Source organism: Streptomyces sp. NPDC002076, assembly GCF_053593835.1.
Genome location: NZ_JBSFDI010000001.1, coordinates 715,975 through 737,465 on the forward strand (window position 1 = coordinate 715,975; position 21,491 = coordinate 737,465).

The 21,491-nt window shown below is 70.1% G+C and carries 16 protein-coding genes and 2 pseudogenes; 4 read left to right on the forward strand and 14 right to left on the reverse strand.

Translation table 11 applies throughout. The features are described 5' to 3' along the window. The first annotated feature begins 102 nt into the window (after window positions 1–102). From ACWCQS_RS03405 to ACWCQS_RS03420, 4 genes and pseudogenes are all read left to right on the forward strand, one after another. Window positions 103–1,041 (forward strand): M56 family metallopeptidase, encoded by a 939-nt coding sequence (locus ACWCQS_RS03405; RefSeq protein ID WP_451002857.1) that lies wholly within the window; start codon window positions 103–105, stop codon window positions 1,039–1,041. Between the two features lie 132 nt (window positions 1,042–1,173). Beyond that, window positions 1,174–1,962, forward strand: a complete 789-nt coding sequence (locus ACWCQS_RS03410) for a GntR family transcriptional regulator (protein WP_451002858.1) — start codon at window positions 1,174–1,176, stop codon at window positions 1,960–1,962. Window positions 1,963–1,974: 12 nt separating this feature from the next. After that, window positions 1,975–2,085: pseudogene (locus ACWCQS_RS03415) on the forward strand (ABC transporter permease); the annotation flags it as partial. Window positions 2,086–2,087: 2 nt separating this feature from the next. Then, window positions 2,088–3,602: pseudogene (locus ACWCQS_RS03420) on the forward strand (HEAT repeat domain-containing protein); the annotation flags it as partial. A gap of 36 nt (window positions 3,603–3,638) precedes the next feature. On the opposite strand, the gene recQ reads toward ACWCQS_RS03420, so the two are convergent. From recQ to ACWCQS_RS03490, 14 genes are all read right to left on the reverse strand, one after another. Then, window positions 3,639–5,627, reverse strand: a complete 1,989-nt coding sequence (gene recQ, locus ACWCQS_RS03425; RefSeq protein WP_451002859.1) for a DNA helicase RecQ — start codon at window positions 5,625–5,627, stop codon at window positions 3,639–3,641. Between the two features lie 210 nt (window positions 5,628–5,837). Then, window positions 5,838–7,487, reverse strand: a complete 1,650-nt coding sequence (nuoN, locus tag ACWCQS_RS03430) for an NADH-quinone oxidoreductase subunit NuoN (RefSeq protein WP_451002860.1) — start codon at window positions 7,485–7,487, stop codon at window positions 5,838–5,840. Beyond that, window positions 7,484–9,055 (reverse strand): NADH-quinone oxidoreductase subunit M, encoded by a 1,572-nt coding sequence (locus tag ACWCQS_RS03435; protein ID WP_451002861.1) that lies wholly within the window; start codon window positions 9,053–9,055, stop codon window positions 7,484–7,486. The genes nuoN and ACWCQS_RS03435 overlap by 4 nt, the downstream gene beginning before the upstream one ends. A 5-nt stretch (window positions 9,056–9,060) precedes the next feature. Further along, complete coding sequence (gene nuoL / locus ACWCQS_RS03440; RefSeq protein ID WP_451002862.1) at window positions 9,061–11,007, reverse strand: NADH-quinone oxidoreductase subunit L; 1,947 nt, start codon at window positions 11,005–11,007, stop codon at window positions 9,061–9,063. 15 nt (window positions 11,008–11,022) lie between these two features. Then, the gene (gene nuoK, locus ACWCQS_RS03445) at window positions 11,023–11,322 is read right to left on the reverse strand and encodes an NADH-quinone oxidoreductase subunit NuoK (protein WP_023547474.1); all 300 of its coding nucleotides are present in this window, start codon (window positions 11,320–11,322) and stop codon (window positions 11,023–11,025) included. Further along, a complete protein-coding gene (locus ACWCQS_RS03450) occupies window positions 11,319–12,161 on the reverse strand; it encodes an NADH-quinone oxidoreductase subunit J (protein ID WP_451002863.1) in 843 nt (280 codons plus the stop codon). Before ACWCQS_RS03450 ends, nuoK begins: the two co-directional genes overlap by 4 nt. Next, complete coding sequence (gene nuoI / locus ACWCQS_RS03455) at window positions 12,158–12,760, reverse strand: NADH-quinone oxidoreductase subunit NuoI (protein ID WP_451002864.1); 603 nt, start codon at window positions 12,758–12,760, stop codon at window positions 12,158–12,160. The genes ACWCQS_RS03450 and nuoI overlap by 4 nt, the downstream gene beginning before the upstream one ends. Continuing rightward, complete coding sequence (gene nuoH, locus ACWCQS_RS03460; protein ID WP_451002865.1) at window positions 12,753–14,117, reverse strand: NADH-quinone oxidoreductase subunit NuoH; 1,365 nt, start codon at window positions 14,115–14,117, stop codon at window positions 12,753–12,755. Before nuoH ends, nuoI begins: the two co-directional genes overlap by 8 nt. Beyond that, a complete protein-coding gene (locus ACWCQS_RS03465; protein WP_451002866.1) occupies window positions 14,114–16,642 on the reverse strand; it encodes an NADH-quinone oxidoreductase subunit G in 2,529 nt (842 codons plus the stop codon). The genes nuoH and ACWCQS_RS03465 overlap by 4 nt, the downstream gene beginning before the upstream one ends. Continuing rightward, window positions 16,639–17,985, reverse strand: coding sequence for an NADH-quinone oxidoreductase subunit NuoF (gene nuoF, locus ACWCQS_RS03470; protein ID WP_451002867.1), 1,347 nt, complete (start codon window positions 17,983–17,985; stop codon window positions 16,639–16,641). The genes ACWCQS_RS03465 and nuoF overlap by 4 nt, the downstream gene beginning before the upstream one ends. Next, on the reverse strand, window positions 17,985–18,851 hold the full coding sequence (nuoE, locus tag ACWCQS_RS03475) for an NADH-quinone oxidoreductase subunit NuoE (protein WP_451002868.1): 867 nt from the start codon (window positions 18,849–18,851) through the stop codon (window positions 17,985–17,987). Before nuoE ends, nuoF begins: the two co-directional genes overlap by 1 nt. Continuing rightward, window positions 18,848–20,170: an NADH-quinone oxidoreductase subunit D gene (locus ACWCQS_RS03480; RefSeq protein ID WP_388619400.1), complete on the reverse strand. Its 1,323-nt coding sequence runs from the start codon at window positions 20,168–20,170 to the stop codon at window positions 18,848–18,850. The genes nuoE and ACWCQS_RS03480 overlap by 4 nt, the downstream gene beginning before the upstream one ends. Further along, window positions 20,167–20,937 carry an NADH-quinone oxidoreductase subunit C gene (locus tag ACWCQS_RS03485; protein WP_451002869.1) on the reverse strand — a complete coding sequence of 257 codons (771 nt, stop codon included), beginning with the start codon at window positions 20,935–20,937 and terminating at the stop codon, window positions 20,167–20,169. Before ACWCQS_RS03485 ends, ACWCQS_RS03480 begins: the two co-directional genes overlap by 4 nt. Next, a complete protein-coding gene (locus ACWCQS_RS03490; RefSeq protein ID WP_143628055.1) occupies window positions 20,934–21,488 on the reverse strand; it encodes a NuoB/complex I 20 kDa subunit family protein in 555 nt (184 codons plus the stop codon). Before ACWCQS_RS03490 ends, ACWCQS_RS03485 begins: the two co-directional genes overlap by 4 nt. Window positions 21,489–21,491: the final 3 nt, after the last annotated feature.

Below are 21,491 nucleotides of genomic sequence, written 5' to 3' on the forward strand. Positions count from 1 at the left end.
CGTCATACTGAGCGGACACGCACCACGCGAGGCGCCCTCGGCGCATCGCGCCGCACCACCCGACACCCGCACAACTCTCCGACCAGGAACCGGAGCCCCGGCATGACCGTCTGCCTGCTCCTGCTGAGCGTCGTCGCCCTGACGGCCGCCCTGCCGGCGCCACGCGCGCTGACCCGTGCCGCCTGGACCGAGCGGGAACCCGTGGTCGCGCTGTGGGTGTGGCAGTGCCTGGTCGCCACCGTCCTGCTGTGCTGCCTGGCCGCACTGGTCCTGGGCGCGGCGGCCGTCTTCCACACCGTTCGCGACCGCGTGTTCGCCCCGGCGCCGCCCTCCGTCACCGCCGCCTACGACCTGTCCTCGGCACCGGTGTGGGCCGCCGCCCTCACCGTGCTGCTGGCCGGCGGGGCCGCCTGGACGACGGCGTTGCTGGCGCGGGAGCTCGTTGAGGCCCGCCGCAGCCGTGGTCAGGCCCGCGCGCAGCTGCGGGAGCGCGCCCCCGACCTGCCGGCCGGACTCCCGGCGGCACGCGGCCCGATGCTGGTGCTGGAGGACGAGTACCCGGACGCCTGGTGGATGCCGGGACACCCGCCCCAGCTGGTCGTCACCACCGGCGCGCTCCACCGGCTCACCGACCACCAGCTGGACGCCGTCCTCACCCACGAACGCGGGCACGCGCGTGCCCACCACGACTGGCTGCTGCACCTGTCCACCGCGCTCGCCACGGGCTTCCCGCGCGTGCCGCTGTTCGCCCACTTCTGCGACCAGACGCACCGCTTGGTCGAACTGGCCGCCGACGACACGGCGTCCCGGCGCTGCGGCCACCTCACCACGGCCCTGGCGCTGATCGAGCTGAACCAGCACCGGGGCGTCCTGTCCTGCGACTCCAGCCGCCGCCTCCTCGGCGAACGCGTGGACCGCCTGCTGGAACCGCCGCCGCGGCTGCTGCGCCGGCACCGGGCCCTGACGACGACGGTGGCGGCCCTCGTTCCGCTGCTGCCGCTCCTGATCACATTCGCCCCTGGGCTTACGGCACTGTCCTGACTGGCCGACCGGGTGGCAGATCTTCCACCCGGAGAGGAAAACCAGCAGCTCAGAGCCGTATCCGACGCCCCCTGACCTGGCGCAACACTGCCGCAACACGCCATTCCCTACCGACTAGGTATGGTTCCAGCCATGCCACCCACCGCCCGCCCCCGCGACCACGCCGGTCAGGGCGCCGCGACCACCGTCGCCGCCCACCGCACGCGTCGACGGCTGCGTGCGGACCGGGCCCGGCAGCTCGCCGACCTGCTGCGCCACCAGATCCTCACCGGCGCCTTCCAGAACGGCCCCCTCCCCCACGAGTCGACCCTCGCCACCGACTACCGGGCCTCCCGCAACACCGTCCGCCAGGCGCTGGACCTCCTCAGGGCCGAGGGGCTCGTGGAACGGCTGCCCGGCGTCGGCACCGTGGTCGTCGCCCGGAAGTATCCGCACGGGCTCGACCGTCTCATGGGCCTCGCGGAAACCCTCCGTGAACACGGCCGCGTCACCAACGAGGTCCGCACCGTGGGCCCCGCACCGGCACCCGCCCCGGTGGCCGACCGCCTCCACGTCCCCACCGGCACCGATGTCCTCTACATCGAGCGTCTGCGCCGTCTCAACGGCCTGCCTCTCTCCCTCGACCTCACCTACATCCCGCTCGACCTCGGCACCGCCCTGCTCGGCGCCGACCTGGAGAACACCGATGTCTTCCGCCTCCTGGAAGCCATCACCGGCCAGCGCCTCGGCCACGCCGAGATCACCCTGGAGGCGGTGAACGCGGACACCCACTATGCCGCCGTACTCCAGGCCCCGCGCGGCGCCGCCGTACTGATGCTGGAGCGCCTCACCCACCTCGCCAACGGCCGTCCCGTCGACCTGGAGTTCATCCGCTTCCGCGGCGACCGCATCACCATGAGCGGCCTGCTCCACCGTTCCTAGAACGCTCCCTGCCTGCACGTTTCGGTTCTGGGTGTGGCCGCAGGCCTGCTCGTAGCCCGCTCGCGCCTCGCCGAGGATCTGCTCGGCCCGGTCCTGGAGGTCATCCGCCCGATCCCGGCGATACCGCGTACCAGGGGGAGCTTCCCGTCGACCAGGTGCGCGAAGCGCATCAGCTGATCTACCGCCCGCTGCGCAACCCGGACGGGCCGCCGCAGCCCCAGGTCAGGTACAAGCTGCGCCGCTTCGTGAACGACTACGTGGCACCGCCGAAGTCCGGTGCCCGGCTCTCCCTCGCTCTGGAGGCCTTCCAGCGGATGCGCGCCGATATCGCCGCCATGGGCGCCCGCACCCCGCACGAGCTGATGCGCTGCGCCGAGGTCAGCTTCATCCGTGACTGCGCCGAGATGGCCGCCCGTGCCTCTCTCGCCCGCACCGAGTCCCGCTGGGGCCTCTACCACGACCGTCTCGACCACCCCGGCCGCGACGACGTGTCCTGGTTCCACCATCTCGATCTGCACAAGTCCCCCTCTGGTGCGATGGAGTTCACGGCTCGTCCCGTGGCTCCCTATCTGGTCCCGGTCGAGGAGTTCGCGCCGGTCGGCGGTTCCTCCCGCCGACTGGGCGAGGTCCGCCCCGAGGACATGGCCACGGCCGGGCCGCGCAAGGTCGCACCGGTCGCCGCAGGACCGACGTCCGCGGGCGCCACCGCCTCCGCCGGCCGGCCCGGCGTGGCGGGCACCGCCTCGCCTCGGCTCCTGGAACTGCTGGCTCTGGCCGAGGCGGAGCTGGAACTCGCCCTGGTCGAGCCCTACTTGGCCGACCCGGACCCCGCCGTCCGCCGTACGGCCGTCTCGGTCCTCACCGAGACCGTGCCGACCGGCACCGGGCGGGCCCTGGCCGGCGCCCGGGCCGATCCCGACGCCGGGGTCCGCGCGGCCGCCGCGGCCTCACTGCGCGAGCTGATCGAGACCCTGCCGCCCGAACCCGCCCTCGGCACCGCTCTCACCGGCGCCCTCGCCTCGGTCGACCCCGTGGTCCGCGCCGCCGCCCTCGATGTGCTGCGCGCCCTGCGGCTCGGCGGGACCGGGGTGTTCGCGCCGACACTGGACGACCCCGACATCGCGGTCCGCACCGAGGCCGTACGGGCCCTCGTGTCCGTCGACGCGGTCGGGCCGCTGGCGGCTGCCGCGGACGATCCCTCCCGGGAGGTCCGGGTCACCGTGGCCAAGGCCCTGGCCACGGTCGGCTCGGCTTCCCTGACCGCAGCCGACCGCGAGCTGCTGGCCACCGCCCTGGACCGGCTCACCGAGGACGGCGACCCGCTGGTACGCGGCGCCACGTTCGCCGCGCTGGCCGACGCCGGCTGCCCGGGGCCGCTCGCCGACCGTGTCGTGGCCGCGCTGTCCGACCCGGCCTGGCAGGTCCGCTCCGGCGCCGCCACCGCGCTGTCGGCCGCGGCCGCCGAGACAGCCGTCCCCGCTCTGGCCAAGGCGCTGGCGGACCCCAACGCCGACGTCCGCAAGGCGGTGGTGCTGGCCCTGACCCGGCACCGAGCCGAGGAGGAGGCCCGCGCGGCCCTCGCCACGGCCACGGCCGACACGGACGCGGACGTCAGGGCGTACGCGGCCCGGGCGCTGTGACGGCGACGCTCACGCGTGTCGCCCAGGACCGACCTGCTATATCCAGTCGTCCGGCTCCGGCTCCTCTGCCGGTTCCGGTTCCGGCCAGTCGGCGTGCTGCGCGTCGCCTGCGGTCGGGGCCGGGTCGTCCAGGGCGGCCAACACGGCCAGCACGCCGTCCCCGTACGTCGCCAGCTTCTTCTCGCCGACGCCGCTCACCGTGCCGAGCTCACGCACCGAACCGGGCCTGCGGGTGACGATCTCCCGCAGGGTGGCGTCGTGGAAGATGACGTACGCCGGCACGCCCTGCTCGCGGGCCTGTTCGGCGCGCCAGGCACGCAGTGCCTCGAAGGCGGGGAGGAGGTCGTCGGGCAGTTCGGCCGCGGCGGCCTTGGCCTTGCGGTCGCCGCCGGAGGCGCCGGCCGACCGGGACCGGGAGGCGGCCGGCTTCTTTGGCTCCTTGCGCAGCGGCACCTCCCGCTCCCTCCGCAGCACGGAGCCGCTCGCCTCGGTGAGCACCAGAGTGCCGTACTCCCCCTCGACCGCGAGCAGCCCCTGCGCCAGCAGCTGCCGGATGACGCCCCGCCACTCGGCCTCGGTGAGGTCCTGTCCGATGCCGAAGACGGACAGCTGGTCGTGGTCGAACTGGATCACCTTGCCGGTGCGCTTGCCGAGCAGGATGTCGACGATCTGCACGGCACCGAACTTCTGGCCGCGCTCCCGTTGCAGCCGTACCACCGTCGACAGCACCTTCTGCGCGGCGATCGTGCCGTCCCAGGTCTCCGGCGGGGTGAGGCAGGTGTCGCAGTTGCCACAGCCCGCCGCGTCGGGGTCCTGGCCGAAGTAGGCGAGCAGCTGGCCGCGGCGGCACTGGGCCGTCTCGCAGAGCGCGAGCATGGAGTCCAGGTGGGCGGTGGCCCGGCGGCGGAACGCCTCGTCGCCCTCGCCGGACTGGATCAGCTTGCGCTGCTGTATGACGTCGTTCAGGCCGTACGCCATCCAGGCCGTGGACGGCAGTCCGTCGCGGCCCGCGCGGCCGGTCTCCTGGTAGTAGCCCTCGATCGACTTGGGCAGGTCCAGGTGGGCGACGAACCGTACGTCCGGCTTGTCGATGCCCATGCCGAAGGCGATGGTCGCCACCACGACCAGGCCGTCCTCACGCAGGAACCGGGCTTGGTGGGCGGCGCGCATGCCCGCGTCCAGGCCTGCGTGGTACGGCACCGCCTCGACGCCGTTGGCGGTCAGGAACTCCGCCGTCCGCTCCACCGAGTTGCGCGACAGGCAGTACACGATGCCGGCGTCGCCCGCGTGCTCATCGCGGAGGAAGGCGAGCAGCTGCTTCCTGGGGTCGGCCTTGGGCACGATCCGGTACTGGATGTTGGGTCGGTCGAAGCTGGCGACGAAGTGGCGGGCCGTCGGCAGGTTCAGCCGCTGGGTGATCTCCTGGTGGGTGGCGCGGGTGGCCGTGGCGGTGAGGGCGATCCGCGGGACGTCCGGCCAGCGCTCGCCGAGGAGGGACAGGGTGAGGTAGTCGGGGCGGAAGTCATGGCCCCACTGGGACACACAGTGCGCCTCGTCGATCGCGAAGACGGAGACCTTGCCGCGCGAGAGCAGGTCGAGCGTGCCCTCCAGGCGCAGCCGCTCCGGCGCCAGGTACAGCAGGTCCAGCTCTCCGGCGAGGAACTCGGCCTCGACCATGCGTCGCTCGTCGAAGTCCTGCGTGGAGTTGATGAAGCCGGCGCGCACACCGAGGGCGCGCAGGGCGTCCACCTGGTCCTGCATGAGCGCGATCAGCGGCGAGATCACCACGCCCGTACCGGGTCTGACCAGGGCCGGGATCTGGTAGCACAGCGATTTTCCGCCGCCGGTGGGCATGAGGACGACGGCGTCGCCGCCCGCCACCACATGCTCGATGATCGCTGCCTGCTCGCCCCGGAAGGTCTCGTACCCGAAGACCCGGTGCAGCGTGGCCAGCGCCTCGCTGTCGGCCGCGCCCGGCCCCTCGGTCACCTGTGGCATCTCGCTGATCCCGCCCGTCGCACGCATCGTCCTGTCCCCCGTCGGTCCCCCGTGTGTCGTCCTCGACCACTGCCTCCACGATAGGGGGCGGGACCGACAGCCTCGGAGTTATCCACAGGCTCGGTCCGTACTTCCGTGTAATCGGACGCTGACGTGAAGCGACAAGCGCCCTTCTTTGTCGCCGACAGCACGGCGGCCCGGCACCCCGTGAGGTGCCGGGCCGCTGTGGACCTGGGGTCAGCGCACGAACACCCCGGCCTGGCTGGCCAGGTCCAGGAAGTACTGCGGCGCCACGCCGAGGACCAGCGTCACCGCGACGCCGATGGCGATGGCCGCCATGGTCAGCGGGGACGGGACGGCCACGGTCGGGCCCTCCGGCTTCGGCTCGCTGAAGAACATCAGGACGATCACGCGGATGTAGAAGAACGCGGCGATCGCGGAGGAGATCACACCGACCACGACCAGCGGGGCCGCGCCGCCGTCCGCCGCCGCCTTGAACACGGCGAACTTCCCGGCGAAGCCGGAGGTCAGCGGGATACCGGCGAAGGCCAGCAGAAACACGGCGAAGACCGCCGCCACCAGCGGGGAGCGGCGGCCGAGACCCGCCCACTTGGACAGGTGGGTCGCCTCGCCGCCCGCGTCGCGCACCAGCGTGACCACCGCGAACGCGCCGATCGTCACGAACGAGTAGCCGGCCAGGTAGAAGAGGACGGACGAGACGCCGTCCTTCGACGTGGCGATGACGCCCGCGAGGATGAATCCGGCGTGCGCGATGGACGAGTACGCCAGGAGCCGCTTGATGTCGGTCTGCGTGATCGCGATGATCGCGCCGCCGAGCATGGTGATGATCGCCACCGCCCACATGACCGGCCGCCAGTCCCAGCGCATGCCGGGCAGGACGACGTACAGCAGACGCAACAGCGCGCCGAACGCGGCCACCTTCGTCGCCGCGGCCATGAAGCCGGTCACCGGGGTCGGCGCGCCCTGGTAGACGTCCGGCGTCCACATGTGGAACGGCACCGCGCCCACCTTGAACAGCAGGCCCATCACGATCAGGGCGCTGCCGAGCAGCAGCAGTGCGTCGTTGCCCATGGTGTTGGCGAGCGCCGGGTCGACGTTGGTGACCGTGCCGTCGACGACCTGGGCGATGCGCGCGTACGACACCGAGCCCGCGTAGCCGTACAGCAGGGCGATGCCGAACAGCGTGAACGCGGAGGCGAACGCGCCGAGCAGGAAGTACTTGACGGCGGCTTCCTGCGACATCAGCCGCTTGCGGCGGGCCAGCGCGCACAGCAGGTACAGCGGCAGGGAGAAGACCTCCAGGGCCACGAACAGGGTCAGCAGGTCGTTGGCCGAGGGGAACACCAGCATGCCGGCGATCGCGAAGAGGAGGAGCGGGAAGGCCTCCGTGGTGGTGAATCCCGCCTTCACCGCCGCTTTCTCACTGTCGCTGCCCGGCACGGAGGCGGCCTGCGCGGCGAAGGAGTCGACGCGGTTGCCGTGCGCGGCCGGGTCCAGTCGCCGCTCGGCGAACGTGAACAGGCCCACGAGGCCGGCCAGCAGGATCGTGCCCTGCAGGAACAGGGACGGGCCGTCGACCGCGATCGCCCCCATGGCCGCGATGTGCGCCTTGGTGGTGCCGTAGCCGTCGGCTGCCAGCGCGACCACCGCGGCGAACGCGGCGCACAGCGCGACGACGGACACGAACACCTGGGCGTAGTAGCGGGACTTGCGCGGGATGAACGCCTCGATCAGCACCCCGACCAGCGCCGCACCGACGACGATCAGTGTCGGCGACAATTGTCCGTATTCGATCTTCGGTGCCGGGATCTTCGCGATCGGGTCGGCCGCGGTTGTCCACAGGCTGTGGACGACTGTTGCGCTCACTTGGCCGCCTCCACCGAGGGCTTGGGGTCGGTCTTGTGTACGTCGGACATGGTCTGCTTGACCGCTGGGTTGACGATGTCCGTGACGGGCTTCGGGTAGACGCCCAGGAAGATCAGCAGCACGATCAGCGGGGCGACGACGACGAGTTCACGCGCGCGTAGGTCGGGCATCGCCGATACCTCGGGCTTCACCGGGCCCGTCATCGTCCGCTGGTACAGGACGAGGGTGTAGAGCGCGGCGAGGACGATGCCGAAGGTGGCGATGATGCCGATCACCGGGTAGCGCGTGAACGTGCCGACCAGGACCAGGAACTCGCTCACGAACGGCGCGAGTCCGGGCAGCGAGAGGGTGGCGAGGCCGCCGATCAGGAAGGTGCCGGCGAGCACCGGGGCGACCTTCTGCACGCCTCCGTAGTCGGCGATGAGCCGCGAGCCGCGCCGGGAGATCAGGAAGCCGGCGACCAGCATCAGCGCGGCCGTGGAGATGCCGTGGTTGACCATGTAGAGCGTCGCGCCGGACTGACCCTGGCTGGTCATCGCGAAGATGCCCATGATGATGAAGCCGAAGTGCGAGATCGACGCGTAGGCGACCAGTCGCTTGATGTCCCGCTGGCCGACGGCGAGCAGTGCGCCGTAGACGATGCTGATCAGGGCCAGGACGAGGATGACGGGTGTCGCCCACTTGCTGGCCTGGGGGAACAGCTGGAGGCAGAAGCGGAGCATCGCGAAGGTGCCGACCTTGTCGACCACCGCGGTGATGAGGACGGCGACCGGGGCAGTGGACTCCTGCATGGCATTGGGCAGCCAGGTGTGCAGCGGCCACAGCGGCGCCTTCACCGCGAACGCGAAGAAGAAGCCCAGGAACAGCCAGCGTTCGGTGCTCGTCGCCATGTGCATCGAGCCGTTCGCGCGGGCCTGCGCGATCTCCTGGAGGCTGAAGTTTCCGGCCACCACATAGAGGCCGATCACCGCGGCCAGCATGATCAGGCCGCCGACCAGGTTGTAGAGGAGGAACTTCACGGCCGCGTACGACCGTTGCGTCGAGGCCGCCTTCTCGCCCTGCGCGTGGGCACGGTCTCCGAAGCCGCCGATGAGGAAGTACATCGGGATGAGCATGGCTTCGAAGAAGATGTAGAACAGGAAGACGTCGGTGGACTCGAACGAGATGAGCACCATCGCCTCGACGGCCAGGATCAGCGCGAAGAAGCCCTGGGTGGGGCGCCAGCGGCGGCTGCCCGTCTCCAGCGGGTCCGCGTCGTGCCAGCCGGCGAGGACGATGAACGGGATCAGTACGGCGGTCAGCGCGATCAGCGCCACCGCGATGCCGTCGACGCCCAGCTCGTACCGCACCCCGAAGTTCTTGATCCAGGCGTGCGACTCGGTGAGCTGGTAGCGGGCGCCGCCCGGGTCGAAACGGACCAGGACGATGACGGCCAGGGCGAGTGTGGCGAGCGAGACGAGCAGCGCCAGCCACTTCGCGGCGGTGCGCCGCGCGGCCGGTACGGCGGCCGTGGCGACGGCCCCCACCGCCGGGAGTGCCGCCGTCGCTGTCAGCAGAGGAAAGGACATCGGTATCAGACCGCCCTCATCAGCAGGGTCGCGGCGACCAGGAGTGCCGCACCGCCGAACATCGAGACCGCGTAGGAGCGGGCGAAGCCGTTCTGGATCCGGCGGAGCCGTCCGGACAGGCCGCCGAAGCCGGCCGCCGTGCCGTTGACGACGCCGTCGACCAGGGTGTGGTCGACGTAGACCAGGGAGCGCGTCAGGTGCTCGCCGCCGCGCACCAGGACAACATGGTTGAAGTCGTCCTGGAGCAGGTCACGGCGGGCCGCGCGGGTGAGCAGCGAGCCGCGCGGGGCGACGGCCGGGACGGGCTTGCGGCCGTACTGGGCCCAGGCGATGCCGACACCGACGACCAGGCAGACCATGGTGGCGCCGGTGACCGTCGCCGCGCTGACCGGGGAGTGGCCCTCGCTGTGCCCGGTGACCGGCTCCAGCCAGTGCAGGAAGCGGTCGCCGAGGTTGAAGAAGAAGCCGCCGGCCACCGATCCCACGGCCAGCACGATCATGGGGATCGTCATGACCTTGGGCGACTCGTGGGGGTGCGGCTCGGCGTGCTCGCCGCGTGTCTCGGCGGCGGGCTCCACGCTCGGTTCGGCCGGGGACGGGGTCGGGGCGTGCCGCCAGCGTTCTTCTCCGAAGAACGTCATCAGCATCACGCGCGTCATGTAGAAGGCGGTGATGGCCGCGCCCAGCAGGGCCGCGCCGCCGAGGATCCAGCCCTCGGTGCCGCCCTTGGCGAAGGCCGCCTCGATGATCTTGTCCTTGGAGAAGAATCCGGACAGGCCCGGGAAACCGATGATGGCGAGGTAGCCGAGGCCGAAGGTGATGAAGGTGACCGGCATGTACTTGCGCAGGCCGCCGTACTTGCGCATGTCGACCTCGTCGTTCATGCCGTGCATGACGGAACCCGCGCCGAGGAACAGCCCGGCCTTGAAGAAGCCGTGCGTCACCAGGTGCATGATCGCGAAGACATAGCCGATGGGGCCGAGGCCCGCCGCCAGCACCATGTAGCCGATCTGCGACATGGTGGAGCCGGCCAGCGCCTTCTTGATGTCGTCCTTCGCGCAACCGACGATCGCACCGAAGAGGAGCGTGACCGCGCCGACCACGGTGACGGCGAGCTGGGCGTCGGGCGCCGCGTTGAAGATGGCGGCGGAACGGACGATGAGGTACACGCCCGCGGTCACCATCGTCGCAGCGTGGATCAGGGCCGAGACCGGCGTCGGGCCCTCCATGGCGTCGCCGAGCCAGGACTGCAGCGGCACCTGGGCCGACTTGCCGCAGGCGGCGAGCAGCAGCATCAGGCCGATCGCGGTGAGCTTGCCCTCGGAGGTGCCGCCGGTGTGGCTGAGGACCGGGCCGAAGGCGAAGGTGCCGAACGTGCTGAACATCAGCATGATCGCGATCGACAGGCCCATGTCGCCGACGCGGTTGACCAGGAAGGCCTTCTTCGCGGCCGTCGCGGCGCTCGGCTTGTGCTGCCAGAAGCCGATCAGCAGGTACGAGGCGAGGCCGACGCCTTCCCAGCCGACGTACAGCAGCAGGTAGTTGTCGGCGAGGACGAGCAGCAGCATCGCCGCGAGGAACAGGTTCAGGTAGCCGAAGAAGCGGCGGCGGCGCTCGTCGTGCTCCATGTACCCGACCGAGTACAGGTGGATCAGCGAGCCGACGCCCGTGATGAGCAGGACGAACGTCATCGACAGCTGGTCCAGGCGGAAGGTGACGTCCGCGTGGAAGCTGCCGACCGAGATCCATGTCCACAGGTGCTGGGTCAGCGTACGGTGGTCGGCGCTCTTGCCGAGCAGGTCGGCGAAGAGGACGACACCGATGACGAAGGAGACGGACGAGAGCAGCGTGCCGATCCAGTGGCCGACGGCGTCCAGCCGCCGGCCGCCGACCAGGAGGACGGCCGCTCCGAGCAGGGGCGCCGCGATGAGCAGCGCGATCAGGTTCTCCACGATTCTTCCGACCCCTTACAGCTTCATCAGGCTGGCGTCGTCGACCGAGGCCGAGTGGCGGGTGCGGAACAGCGACACGATGATCGCGAGGCCCACCACGACCTCCGCGGCGGCGACGACCATCGTGAAGAAGGCGATGATCTGGCCGTCGAGGTTGCCGTGCATCCGGGAGAAGGTGACGAACGCGAGGTTGCAGGCGTTCAGCATCAGCTCGATGCACATGAAGACCACGATGGCGTTGCGCCGGATCAGTACGCCGGTGGCGCCGATCGTGAACAACAGGGCGGCGAGGTACAGGTAATTGACCGGGTTCACTTCGACGCCTCCTCGGGCCGCTTGAACGTCGCCGGTTCGATCGCCGTGCGCTCCAGGCGTTCCTGCGCGCGCTGCTCCAGCGCCCGCAGGTCGTTGAGTGCCTCCGCCGACACGTCACGGATCTGTCCGCGCTCGCGCAGCGTCTTGCTGACGGTCAGCTCGGACGGGGTGCCGTCGGGGAGCAGGCCCGCGATGTCGACGGCGTTGTGCCGGGCGTAGACACCAGGGGCGGGCAGCGGCGGGACGTACGTGCCCTCGCGGACGCGCTGTTCGGACAGTTCGCGCTGGGTCTTGGCGCGCTCGGTGCGCTCGCGGTGGGTGAGCACCATGGCGCCGACGGCGGCGGTGATGAGCAGGGCGCCGGTGATTTCGAAGGCGAAGACGTACTTGGTGAAGATGAGGGAGGCGAGGCCCTCCACATTGCCGTTCGCGTTCGCCTGGCCGGTGCCGGCGAAATCCTTCAGGGAGGCGTTCCCGATGCCGGCGAGCAGCAGGATGCCGAAGCCGGCCCCGCACAGAAGGGCCAGCCAGCGCTGGCCCTTGATGGTCTCCTTCAGCGAGTCCGCGGCCGTGACACCGACGAGCATCACCACGAACAGGAACAGCATCATGATCGCGCCGGTGTAGACGACGATCTGCACGATGCCCAGGAAGTAGGCGCCGTTGGCGAGGTAGAACACCGCCAGGACGATCATGGTTCCGGCGAGGCTGAGTGCGCTGTGCACGGCCTTCTTCATGAAGACGGTGCACAGGGCGCCGATCACCGCGACGGTGCCGAGGACCCAGAACTGGAAGGCCTCACCGGTGGAGGTGGTGTAGGCGGCGAGCTGCTGGCTCATGCGTCCACCTCCTGGTCTTCCGGCCGCTCGCCCTTGGAGACGGCGGCCTGGCGGACCGTGCCCGGCGCGGCCTGCGTCACCAGGCCCCGGTAGTAGTCCTGTTCGTCGGTCCCCGGGAAGATCGCGTGCGGCGTGTCGACCATGCCCTCCTCAAGGCCGGCGAGGAGCTGTTCCTTGGTGTAGATGAGGTTGGCGCGGCTGGAGTCCGCCAGTTCGAACTCGTTGGTCATCGTCAGCGCGCGCGTGGGGCACGCCTCGATGCACAGGCCGCACAGGATGCAGCGGGCGTAGTTGATCTGGTAGACGCGGCCGTACCGCTCGCCCGGCGAGTAGCGTTCCTCGTCGGTGTTGTCGGCACCCTCCACATAGATGGCGTCGGCGGGGCAGGCCCAGGCGCACAGCTCGCAGCCGACGCACTTCTCCAGGCCGTCCGGATGGCGGTTGAGCTGGTGCCGTCCGTGGAACCGCGGAGCCGTGGTCTTCTTCTGCTCCGGGTACTGCTCGGTCAGCCGCTTCTTGAACATGGCCTTGAAGGTCACGCCGAAGCCGGCCACAGGGTTCAGGAAACCGGGCTTGGTCTCCTTGGGCTCCTCAGCCATCGGACGCCTCCTTTCCATCCGAAGATCCGTCACTGACAGTGTCCGACCCACCACTGACAATCAGCTCCCGCTCGTGGCGCGGGCGGCGCCTCGGCACCGGCGGCAACTCCTGTCCGGGCAGCGGCGGTACGGGGAAACCGCCCGCCAGCGCGTCGAATCCGGCCTGCTCCGTGGCGGGCTGCTCGGCAGCCCTCGCCTTCTCCCGGAACATGTCGGCGACGAAGGAGATGAGCAGCAGGGCGAGGACTCCGCCACCCACGTAGAGGGCGATGTCGGCGAAGTCGTAGTGCTCGTTGCGCAGGGCCCGTACGGTCGCCACCAGCATCAGCCAGGTCACGGAGACGGGGATGAGGACCTTCCAGCCGAGCTTCATCAGCTGGTCGTAGCGGACGCGAGGGAGCGTGCCGCGCAGCCAGATGAAGAAGAACAGCAGCAGCTGGACCTTGATCACGAACCAGAGCAGCGGCCACCAGCCGTGGTTCGCGCCCTGCCAGAACGAGCTGATCGGCCAGGGGGCGCGCCAGCCGCCGAGGAACAGCGTGGTCGACACGGCCGAGACCGTCACCATGTTCACGTATTCGGCGAGCATGAACATCGCGAACTTGATGGACGAGTACTCGGTGTTGAAACCGCCGACCAGGTCGCCCTCGGACTCCGGCATGTCGAAGGGGGCGCGGTTGGTCTCGCCGACCATCGTGACGATGTAGAGGATGAACGAGACCGGTAGCAGCAGGATGTACCAGCGGTCGTGCTGCTGGGCCACGATCGTGGACGTCGACATCGACCCCGAGTACAGGAACACGGAGGCGAACGCGGCACCCATGGCGATCTCGTAGGAGATCATCTGCGCGCAGGAGCGCAGGCCGCCCAGGAGCGGATAAGTGGATCCGGAACTCCAACCCGCCAGCACGATGCCGTAGATGCCGACGGAGGCGACCGCGAGGATGTAGAGCATCGCGATCGGCAGGTCGGTGAGCTGCATGGTGGTGCGCGTGCCGAAGATCGAGATCTCGTTGTCGGCGGGGCCGAAGGGGATCACCGCGATCGCCATGAAAGCCGGGATGGCCGCGACGATCGGCGCCAGGACGTAGACCACCTTGTCGGCGCGCTTGACGATGATGTCTTCCTTGAGCATCAGCTTCACACCGTCGGCGAGCGACTGGAGCATGCCCCAGGGGCCGTGCCGGTTCGGGCCGATGCGCAGCTGCATCCAGGCGACGACCTTGCGCTCCCAGACGATGGAGAACAGTACGGTCACCATCAGGAAGGCGAAGCAGAACACGGCCTTGATGACGACCAGCCACCACGGGTCGCGGCCGAACATCGAGAGGTCTTCAGCTGCGAGGTACGGGCTCATGCCTCCACCTCCTTGGGGGCCGGTTCGGCGGATACCGCCGGGCCGATGCGGACGAGTGAGCCGGGCCGTGCCCCGGTGTCGGAGGCGACGCCCGTGCCGACGGAGTTCAGCGGAAGCCAGACCACCCGGTCGGGCATCTCGGTGATCCGCAGCGGCAGTTCGACGGTGCCGCAGGGGCCGGTGACCGCGAGGACGTCGCCTTCCTTGACGTCCGCCTCGGCCGCCGTCGCCGCCGACACGCGCGCGTGGGCGGCATGCCGGGTTCCGGCGAGCGCCTCGTCGCCCTCCTGGAGGACGCCCTGGTCGAGCAGCAGCCGGTGCCCGGCGAGTACGGCCTCGCCGGCGGCCGGGCGGGGCAGCGCGCCCGCGGACTCCTGTGGGTCCGAGGCGCGCGGGCCGTCCCAGGGGCCGAGCCGGTCGATCTCCGCGCGTGTGGTGCGCAGATCCGGCAGACCCAGGTGGACGTCCATGGCGTCGGCCAGCATCTGCAGCACGCGCGCGTCGGTCGGTGCCAGGCGGCGGGTCATCTGATCGGGCTTGAGGGCGGCGTCGAAGAAACGCACCCTGCCTTCCCAGTTGAGGAAGGTGCCCGCCTTCTCGGCGACCGCGGCGACCGGCAGCACGACGTCGGCGTGCTCGGTGACCTCGCTGGGCCGCAGCTCCAGCGACACCAGGAAGCCGACGCTGTCGAGCGCCTCACGCGCGCGTGCCGGGTCGGGCAGGTCGGCGACCTCCACTCCGGCGACGACGAGCGCCGATAGTTCGCCGGTGGCGGCGGCCTCGACGATGTGGTGGGTGTCGCGGCCGTAGCGCAGCGGGAGTTCGGCGAGCCCCCAGACGGCGGCGACCTCCTCACGCGCGCGTGGGTCGGTCGCGGGGCGGCCGCCCGGCAGCAGCGACGGCAGCGCGCCCGCCTCGACGGCGCCGCGCTCACCGGCCCGGCGCGGGATCCACACGAGCTGGGCGCCGGTCGCGACGGCGGCGCGTACGGCGGCGGTCAGGCCGCCGACGACCGAGGCGAGCCGCTCACCGACGACGATGACCGCGCCCTCGGTGCGCAGGGCCTCGGCGGCGCGGGTGCCGGGCTCCTCCAGGCCGACGCCGCTCGCGAGGGCGTCCAGCCACTCGGTCTCGGTGCCGGGCGCGGCCGGCAGCAGAGTGCCGCCCGTCTTCTCAAGGCCCCGGGTGGCGTGTGTGGCCAGCGCGAACACCTTCTGCTTGCGCCTCCGCCAGGCCTTGCGCAGCCGCAGGAAGACGCCGGGCGCCTCCTCCTCCGACTCGAAGCCGGCCAGCAGGACCGCGGGCGCCTGCTCCAGGGAGGTGTACGTGACGCCCGTACCGTCGAGGTCACGGCCGCGGCCTGCCACCCGGGCGGCCAGGAAGTCGGCCTCCTCGCCGCTGTGCACGCGCGTGCGGAAGTCGATGTCGTTCGTGTCGAGAGCGACGCGCGCGAACTTGCTGTACGCGTAGGCGTCCTCGACGGTCAGCCGGCCGCCGATGAGAACGCCGGCCCGGGAGCGTGCGGCGGTCAGGCCCCGCGCGGCCGCCTCCAGGGCCTCCGGCCATGACGCGGGTTCCAGGACACCGTCGGCGTTACGGACGAGCGGGGTGTCCAGGCGGTCCTTCATCTGCGCGTACCGGAACGCGAAGCGTCCCTTGTCGCAGACCCACTCCTCGTTGACCTCGGGGTCGTTCTCGGCGAGCCGCCGCATGACCTTGCCGCGCCGGTGGTCGGTGCGGATGGCGCAGCCGCCGGAGCAGTGCTCGCACACCGACGGCGAGGAGACGAGGTCGAAGGGGCGGGAGCGGAAACGGTAGGCCGCCGAGGTGAGCGCGCCGACCGGGCAGATCTGGATGGTGTTGCCGGAGAAGTACGACTCGAAGGGGTCGCCCTCGCCGGTGCCGACCTGCTGCAGCGCGCCCCGCTCGATCAGCTCGATCATCGGGTCGCCCGCGATCTGGTTGGAGAAGCGGGTACAGCGGGCGCACAGTACGCACCGCTCGCGGTCGAGCAGCACCTGCGTGGAGATCGGTACGGGCTTTTCGTAGGTGCGCTTCTTGCCTTCGAAGCGGGACTCGGCGTTGCCGTGCGACATGGCCTGGTTCTGCAGCGGGCACTCGCCGCCCTTGTCGCAGACCGGGCAGTCCAGCGGATGGTTGATGAGCAGCAGCTCCATCACACCGTGCTGGGCCTTCTCGGCGACCGGCGAGGTCAGCTGGGTCCTCACCACCATGCCGTCGGTGCAGGTGATGGTGCAGGACGCCATCGGCTTGCGCTGGCCCTCGACCTCGACGATGCACTGACGGCAGGCGCCGGCGGGGTCGAGCAGGGGGTGGTCGCAGAACCGGGGGATCTCGATGCCGAGCTGCTCGGCGGCCCGGATGACCAGGGTGCCCTTGGGCACGCTGATCTCGATGCCGTCGATCGTCAGCGTGACGAGGTCTTGCGGCGGGACCGCCGCCTGTCCCCCACCCGTGGGGCGCCGGCCCGCGGCGGAGCCGCTACTGGCCTGCTGTACGGTCATGCGTTCACCTCCGGGCGGTCCGCCCAGGCCGTCGACTTGGCCGGGTCGAAGGGGCAGCCCCGGCCCGTGATGTGCTGCTCGTACTCCTCGCGGAAGTACTTCAGCGAGGAGAAGATCGGGGACGCGGCGCCATCACCGAGGGCGCAGAAGGACTTGCCGTTGATGTTGTCGGCGATGTCGTTGAGTTTGTCGAGGTCGGCCATGACGCCCTTGCCGGCCTCGATGTCCCGCAGCAACTGCACCAGCCAGTACGTCCCTTCGCGGCAGGGCGTGCACTTGCCGCAGGACTCGTGGGCGTAGAACTCGGTCCAGCGGGTCACCGCCCGCACCACGCAGGTCGTCTCGTCGAAGCACTGCAGCGCCTTGGTGCCCAGCATCGAGCCCGCGGCGCCGACGCCCTCGTAGTCGAGGGGGACGTCGAGGTGCTCGTCGGTGAACATCGGCGTCGACGAGCCGCCCGGCGTCCAGAACTTCAGGCGATGGCCCGCCCGCATGCCGCCGCTCATGTCGAGGAGCTGGCGCAGCGTGATGCCGAGCGGGGCCTCGTACTGGCCGGGGCTCGCGACATGGCCGCTGAGCGAGTAGAGCGTGAAGCCCGGAGACTTCTCGCTGCCCATCGACCTGAACCAGTCTTTGCCGTTTTTCAGGATCGCGGGAACCGACGCGATCGACTCGACGTTGTTCACAACAGTCGGACAGGCGTAGAGGCCTTCCACCGCAGGGAAGGGGGGACGGAGCCGCGGTTGACCACGGCGGCCTTCGAGCGAGTCGAGCAGTGCGGTCTCCTCACCGCAGATGTACGCGCCGGCGCCCGCGTGCACGGTGAGCTTCAGGTCCAGCCCGCTGCCCAGGATGTTCTCGCCGAGGTAGCCCGCCGCGTAGGCCTCGCGCACGGCCTCGTGCAACCGCCGCAGAACGGGGACGACTTCACCACGCAGATAGATGAAGGCATGCGACGACCTGATGGCATAACACGCGATCACAATGCCCTCGATGAGGCTATGCGGGTTCGCGAAGAGGAGCGGGATGTCCTTGCAGGTCCCGGGCTCCGATTCGTCGGCGTTGACAACTAGATAGTGCGGTTTTCCATCACCCTGCGGAATGAACTGCCACTTCATTCCGGTCGGGAACCCCGCGCCGCCGCGTCCGCGCAGACCGGAGTCCTTGACGTACGCGATCAGGTCGTCCGGTGACATTGCGAGCGCCTTGCGGAGCCCCTCGTACCCCTCGTGCCTCCGGTAGACGTCCAGAGTCCAGGACCGGTCCTCGTCCCAGAAGGCCGACAGCACGGGTGCGAGCAGCTTCTCGGGGCTCGTGTCCTTGACCTCGGGTACCACGGTCATCACTCCCCCTCCTCGGCGGTAGGCCCTGCCGGGTGCGCGGAGTCGGAGGCCGATGTGTCCAGCGGCGCGTCATGGGAACTGAGGTGTTCGGCCGGTGACGGCTCGTGCACCCTGTCCTGCGGTTCCCCATGCGGACCTCCGCGCGGATGGACCACGCGCGCGGGTGCGGCCTCTCCCCTTGCCAGGCGAAGGCCCACAAGCGACGCGGGTCCCGCACCGCCGCCCTCCTCGACGGCCCCGGGCCGCTCGTCGGGGAAGCCGGCGAGGATCCGCGCGGTCTCCTTGAACGTGCACAGCCGCGCCCCGCGCGTGGGCTGTACGGGCCGTCCCGCGCGCAGATCGTCGACCAGGCGCTTGGCGCTGCCCGGCGTCTGGTTGTCGAAGAACTCCCAGTTGACCATCACGACCGGCGCGAAGTCGCAGGCCGCGTTGCACTCAATGTGCTCCAGGGTGACCTTGCCGTCGTCGGTGGTCTCGCCGTTGCCGACGCCCAGGTGCTCCTGGAGGGTCTCGAAGATCGCGTCCCCGCCCATCACCGCGCACAGCGTGTTGGTGCAGACGCCCACCTGGTAGTCACCGGAGGGCTTGCGCCGGTACATGGTGTAGAAGGTGGCGACGGCGGTGACCTCGGCCGTGGTCAGGTTCAGCATGTCCGCGCAGAACTGCATGCCGGTGCGCGTGACATGGCCCTCCTCCGACTGCACGAGGTGGAGCAGGGGGAGCAGGGCGGACCGGGAGTCCGGGTAGCGCGCGATGATCTCGCGCGCGTCCGCCTCCAGCCGGGCCCGGACGTCGTCCGGGTAGGCGGGCGCGGGCAGTTCGGGCATGCCCAGGCTGACGCCCCGCTCCGAAGAAGAGGTGGTCACCGGTCGACGCCTCCCATCACGGGGTCGATGGACGCGACGGCGACGATGACGTCGGCGACCTGGCCGCCTTCGCACATCGCCGCCATGGCCTGCAGGTTGGTGAAGGACGGATCGCGGAAGTGGACCCGGTAGGGGCGGGTGCCGCCGTCGGAGACGGCGTGCACGCCGAGTTCGCCCTTCGGGGACTCGACAGCCGCGTACGCCTGTCCCGGCGGGACGCGGAAGCCCTCGGTGACGAGCTTGAAGTGGTGGATCAGGGCCTCCATGGAGGTGCCCATGATCTTCTTGATGTGGTCGAGGGAGTTGCCGAGTCCGTCCGGTCCGAGGGCGAGCTGGGCGGGCCAGGCGATCTTCTTGTCGGCGACCATGACCGGGCCGGGCTGCAGCCGGTCCAGGCACTGCTCGACGATCCTGAGCGACTGGCGCATCTCCTCCAGGCGGACCAGGAAGCGGCCGTAGGCGTCGCAGCTGTCGGCGGTCGGAATCTCGAAGTCGTACGTCTCGTAGTCGCAGTAGGGCTGTGCCTTGCGCAGGTCGTGCGGCAGGCCGGTGGAGCGCAGGATCGGACCGGTGGCGCCGAGGGCCATGCAGCCGGCCAGGTCGAGGTAGCCAATGTCCTGCATGCGGGCCTTGAAGATGGGGTTCCCGGTGGCGAGCTTGTCGTACTCCGGGAGGTTCTTCTTCATCTTCTTCACGAACTCGCGGATCTGGTCCACCGCGCCCGGGGGCAGGTCCTGGGCGAGTCCGCCGGGGCGGATGTACGCGTGGTTCATCCGAAGGCCCGTGATGAGCTCGTAGAGGTCGAGAATCATTTCACGATCACGGAAGCCGTAGATCATGATCGTGGTGGCGCCGAGCTCCATACCGCCGGTGGCGATGCACACCAGGTGGGAGGACATCCGGTTCAGCTCCATCAGGAGCACCCGGATGATCTTGGCGCGCTCGGTGATGTCGTCCTCGATGCCGAGGAGTTTCTCGACGGCGAGGCAGTAGGCGGTCTCGTTGAAGAAGGACGTCAGGTAGTCCATGCGCGTGACGAAGGTGGTGCCCTGCGTCCACGTGCGGTACTCGAGGTTCTTCTCGATGCCGGTGTGCAGATAGCCGATGCCGCAGCGGGCCTCGGTGACCGTCTCGCCCTCGATCTCCAGGATCAGGCGGAGCACTCCGTGGGTGGAGGGGTGCTGGGGACCCATGTTGACGACGATGCGTTCGTCGTCGGCGCGGGTCGCGGACTGGACGACCTCGTCCCAGTCGCCACCGGTGACGGTGTATACGGTGCCCTCGGTGGTCTCGCGAGGGGAAGCCTGGGAAGTGCTCACGAGTACGACCTCCGCTGGTCCGGAGCCGGGATCTGGGCGCCCTTGTACTCGACGGGGATGCCGCCGAGGGGGTAGTCCTTGCGCTGCGGGTGGCCCTGCCAGTCGTCCGGCATCATGATCCGCGTCAGGGCCGGGTGACCGTCGAAGACGATGCCGAAGAAGTCGTAGGTCTCGCGCTCGTGCCAGTCGTTCGTCGGATAGACGGAGACGAGGGACGGGACGCGCGGGTCGGCGTCGGGGGCGCTGACTTCGACGCGGATCAGCCGGTTGTGGGTGATCGAGCGCAGGTGGTAGACGGCGTGCAGCTCGCGACCCTTGTCCTGCGGGTAGTGGACGCCGCTGACTCCGGTGCACAGTTCGAAGCGCAGGGCCGGGTCGTCGCGCAGGGTGCGGGCGACGCGGAGCAGGTGCTCGCGTTCGATGTGGAAGGTGAGCTCGCCGCGGTCGACGACCGTCTTCTCGATGGCGTTGTCCGGGAGGAGTCCCTGTTCCTCCAGGGCACCCTCCAGCTCGTCGGCGACCTCGTCGAACCAGCCGCCGTAGGGGCGACTCGCCGGTCCCGGAAGTCGGACCGAGCGGACCAGGCCGCCGTAGCCGGAGGTGTCGCCGCCGTTGTTGGCGCCGAACATGCCGCGCTGGACGCGGATCTCCTCGCCACCCTGGCCGCGCTGGCCGGGGAGGTTGGAGGCGGAGAGGTCCTTCTCGGGGTTCACCCCGTTCGCGGACCCGTTCACGCCGCCCGTGCCGTTGCCGTTCGCGTCGCTCACCGCAGCAGCCCCTTCATCTCGATCGTGGGCAGGGCCTTGAGCGCCGCTTCCTCCGCCTCGCGGGCCGCCTCCTCGGCGTTGACGCCGAGCTTGGCGGACTGGATCTTCTGGTGGAGCTTGAGGATCGCGTCCATCAGCATCTCGGGGCGGGGCGGGCAGCCCGGCAGGTAGATGTCGACCGGGACGATGTGGTCGACGCCCTGGACGATCGCGTAGTTGTTGAACATGCCGCCCGACGAGGCGCAGACACCCATGGAGATCACCCATTTCGGGTTGGGCATCTGGTCGTAGACCTGCCGGAGCACCGGCGCCATCTTCTGGCTGACCCGGCCGGCGACGATCATCAGGTCGGCCTGGCGCGGTGAGCCGCGGAAGACCTCCATGCCGAAGCGCGCCAAGTCGTACCGGCCGGCGCCGGTGGTCATCATCTCGATGGCGCAGCAGGCGAGGCCGAAGGTGGCCGGGAAGACGGACGCCTTGCGCACCCAGCCCGCGGCCTGCTCGACGGTGGTCAGCAGGAAGCCGCTCGGCAGCTTTTCTTCGAGTCCCATGTC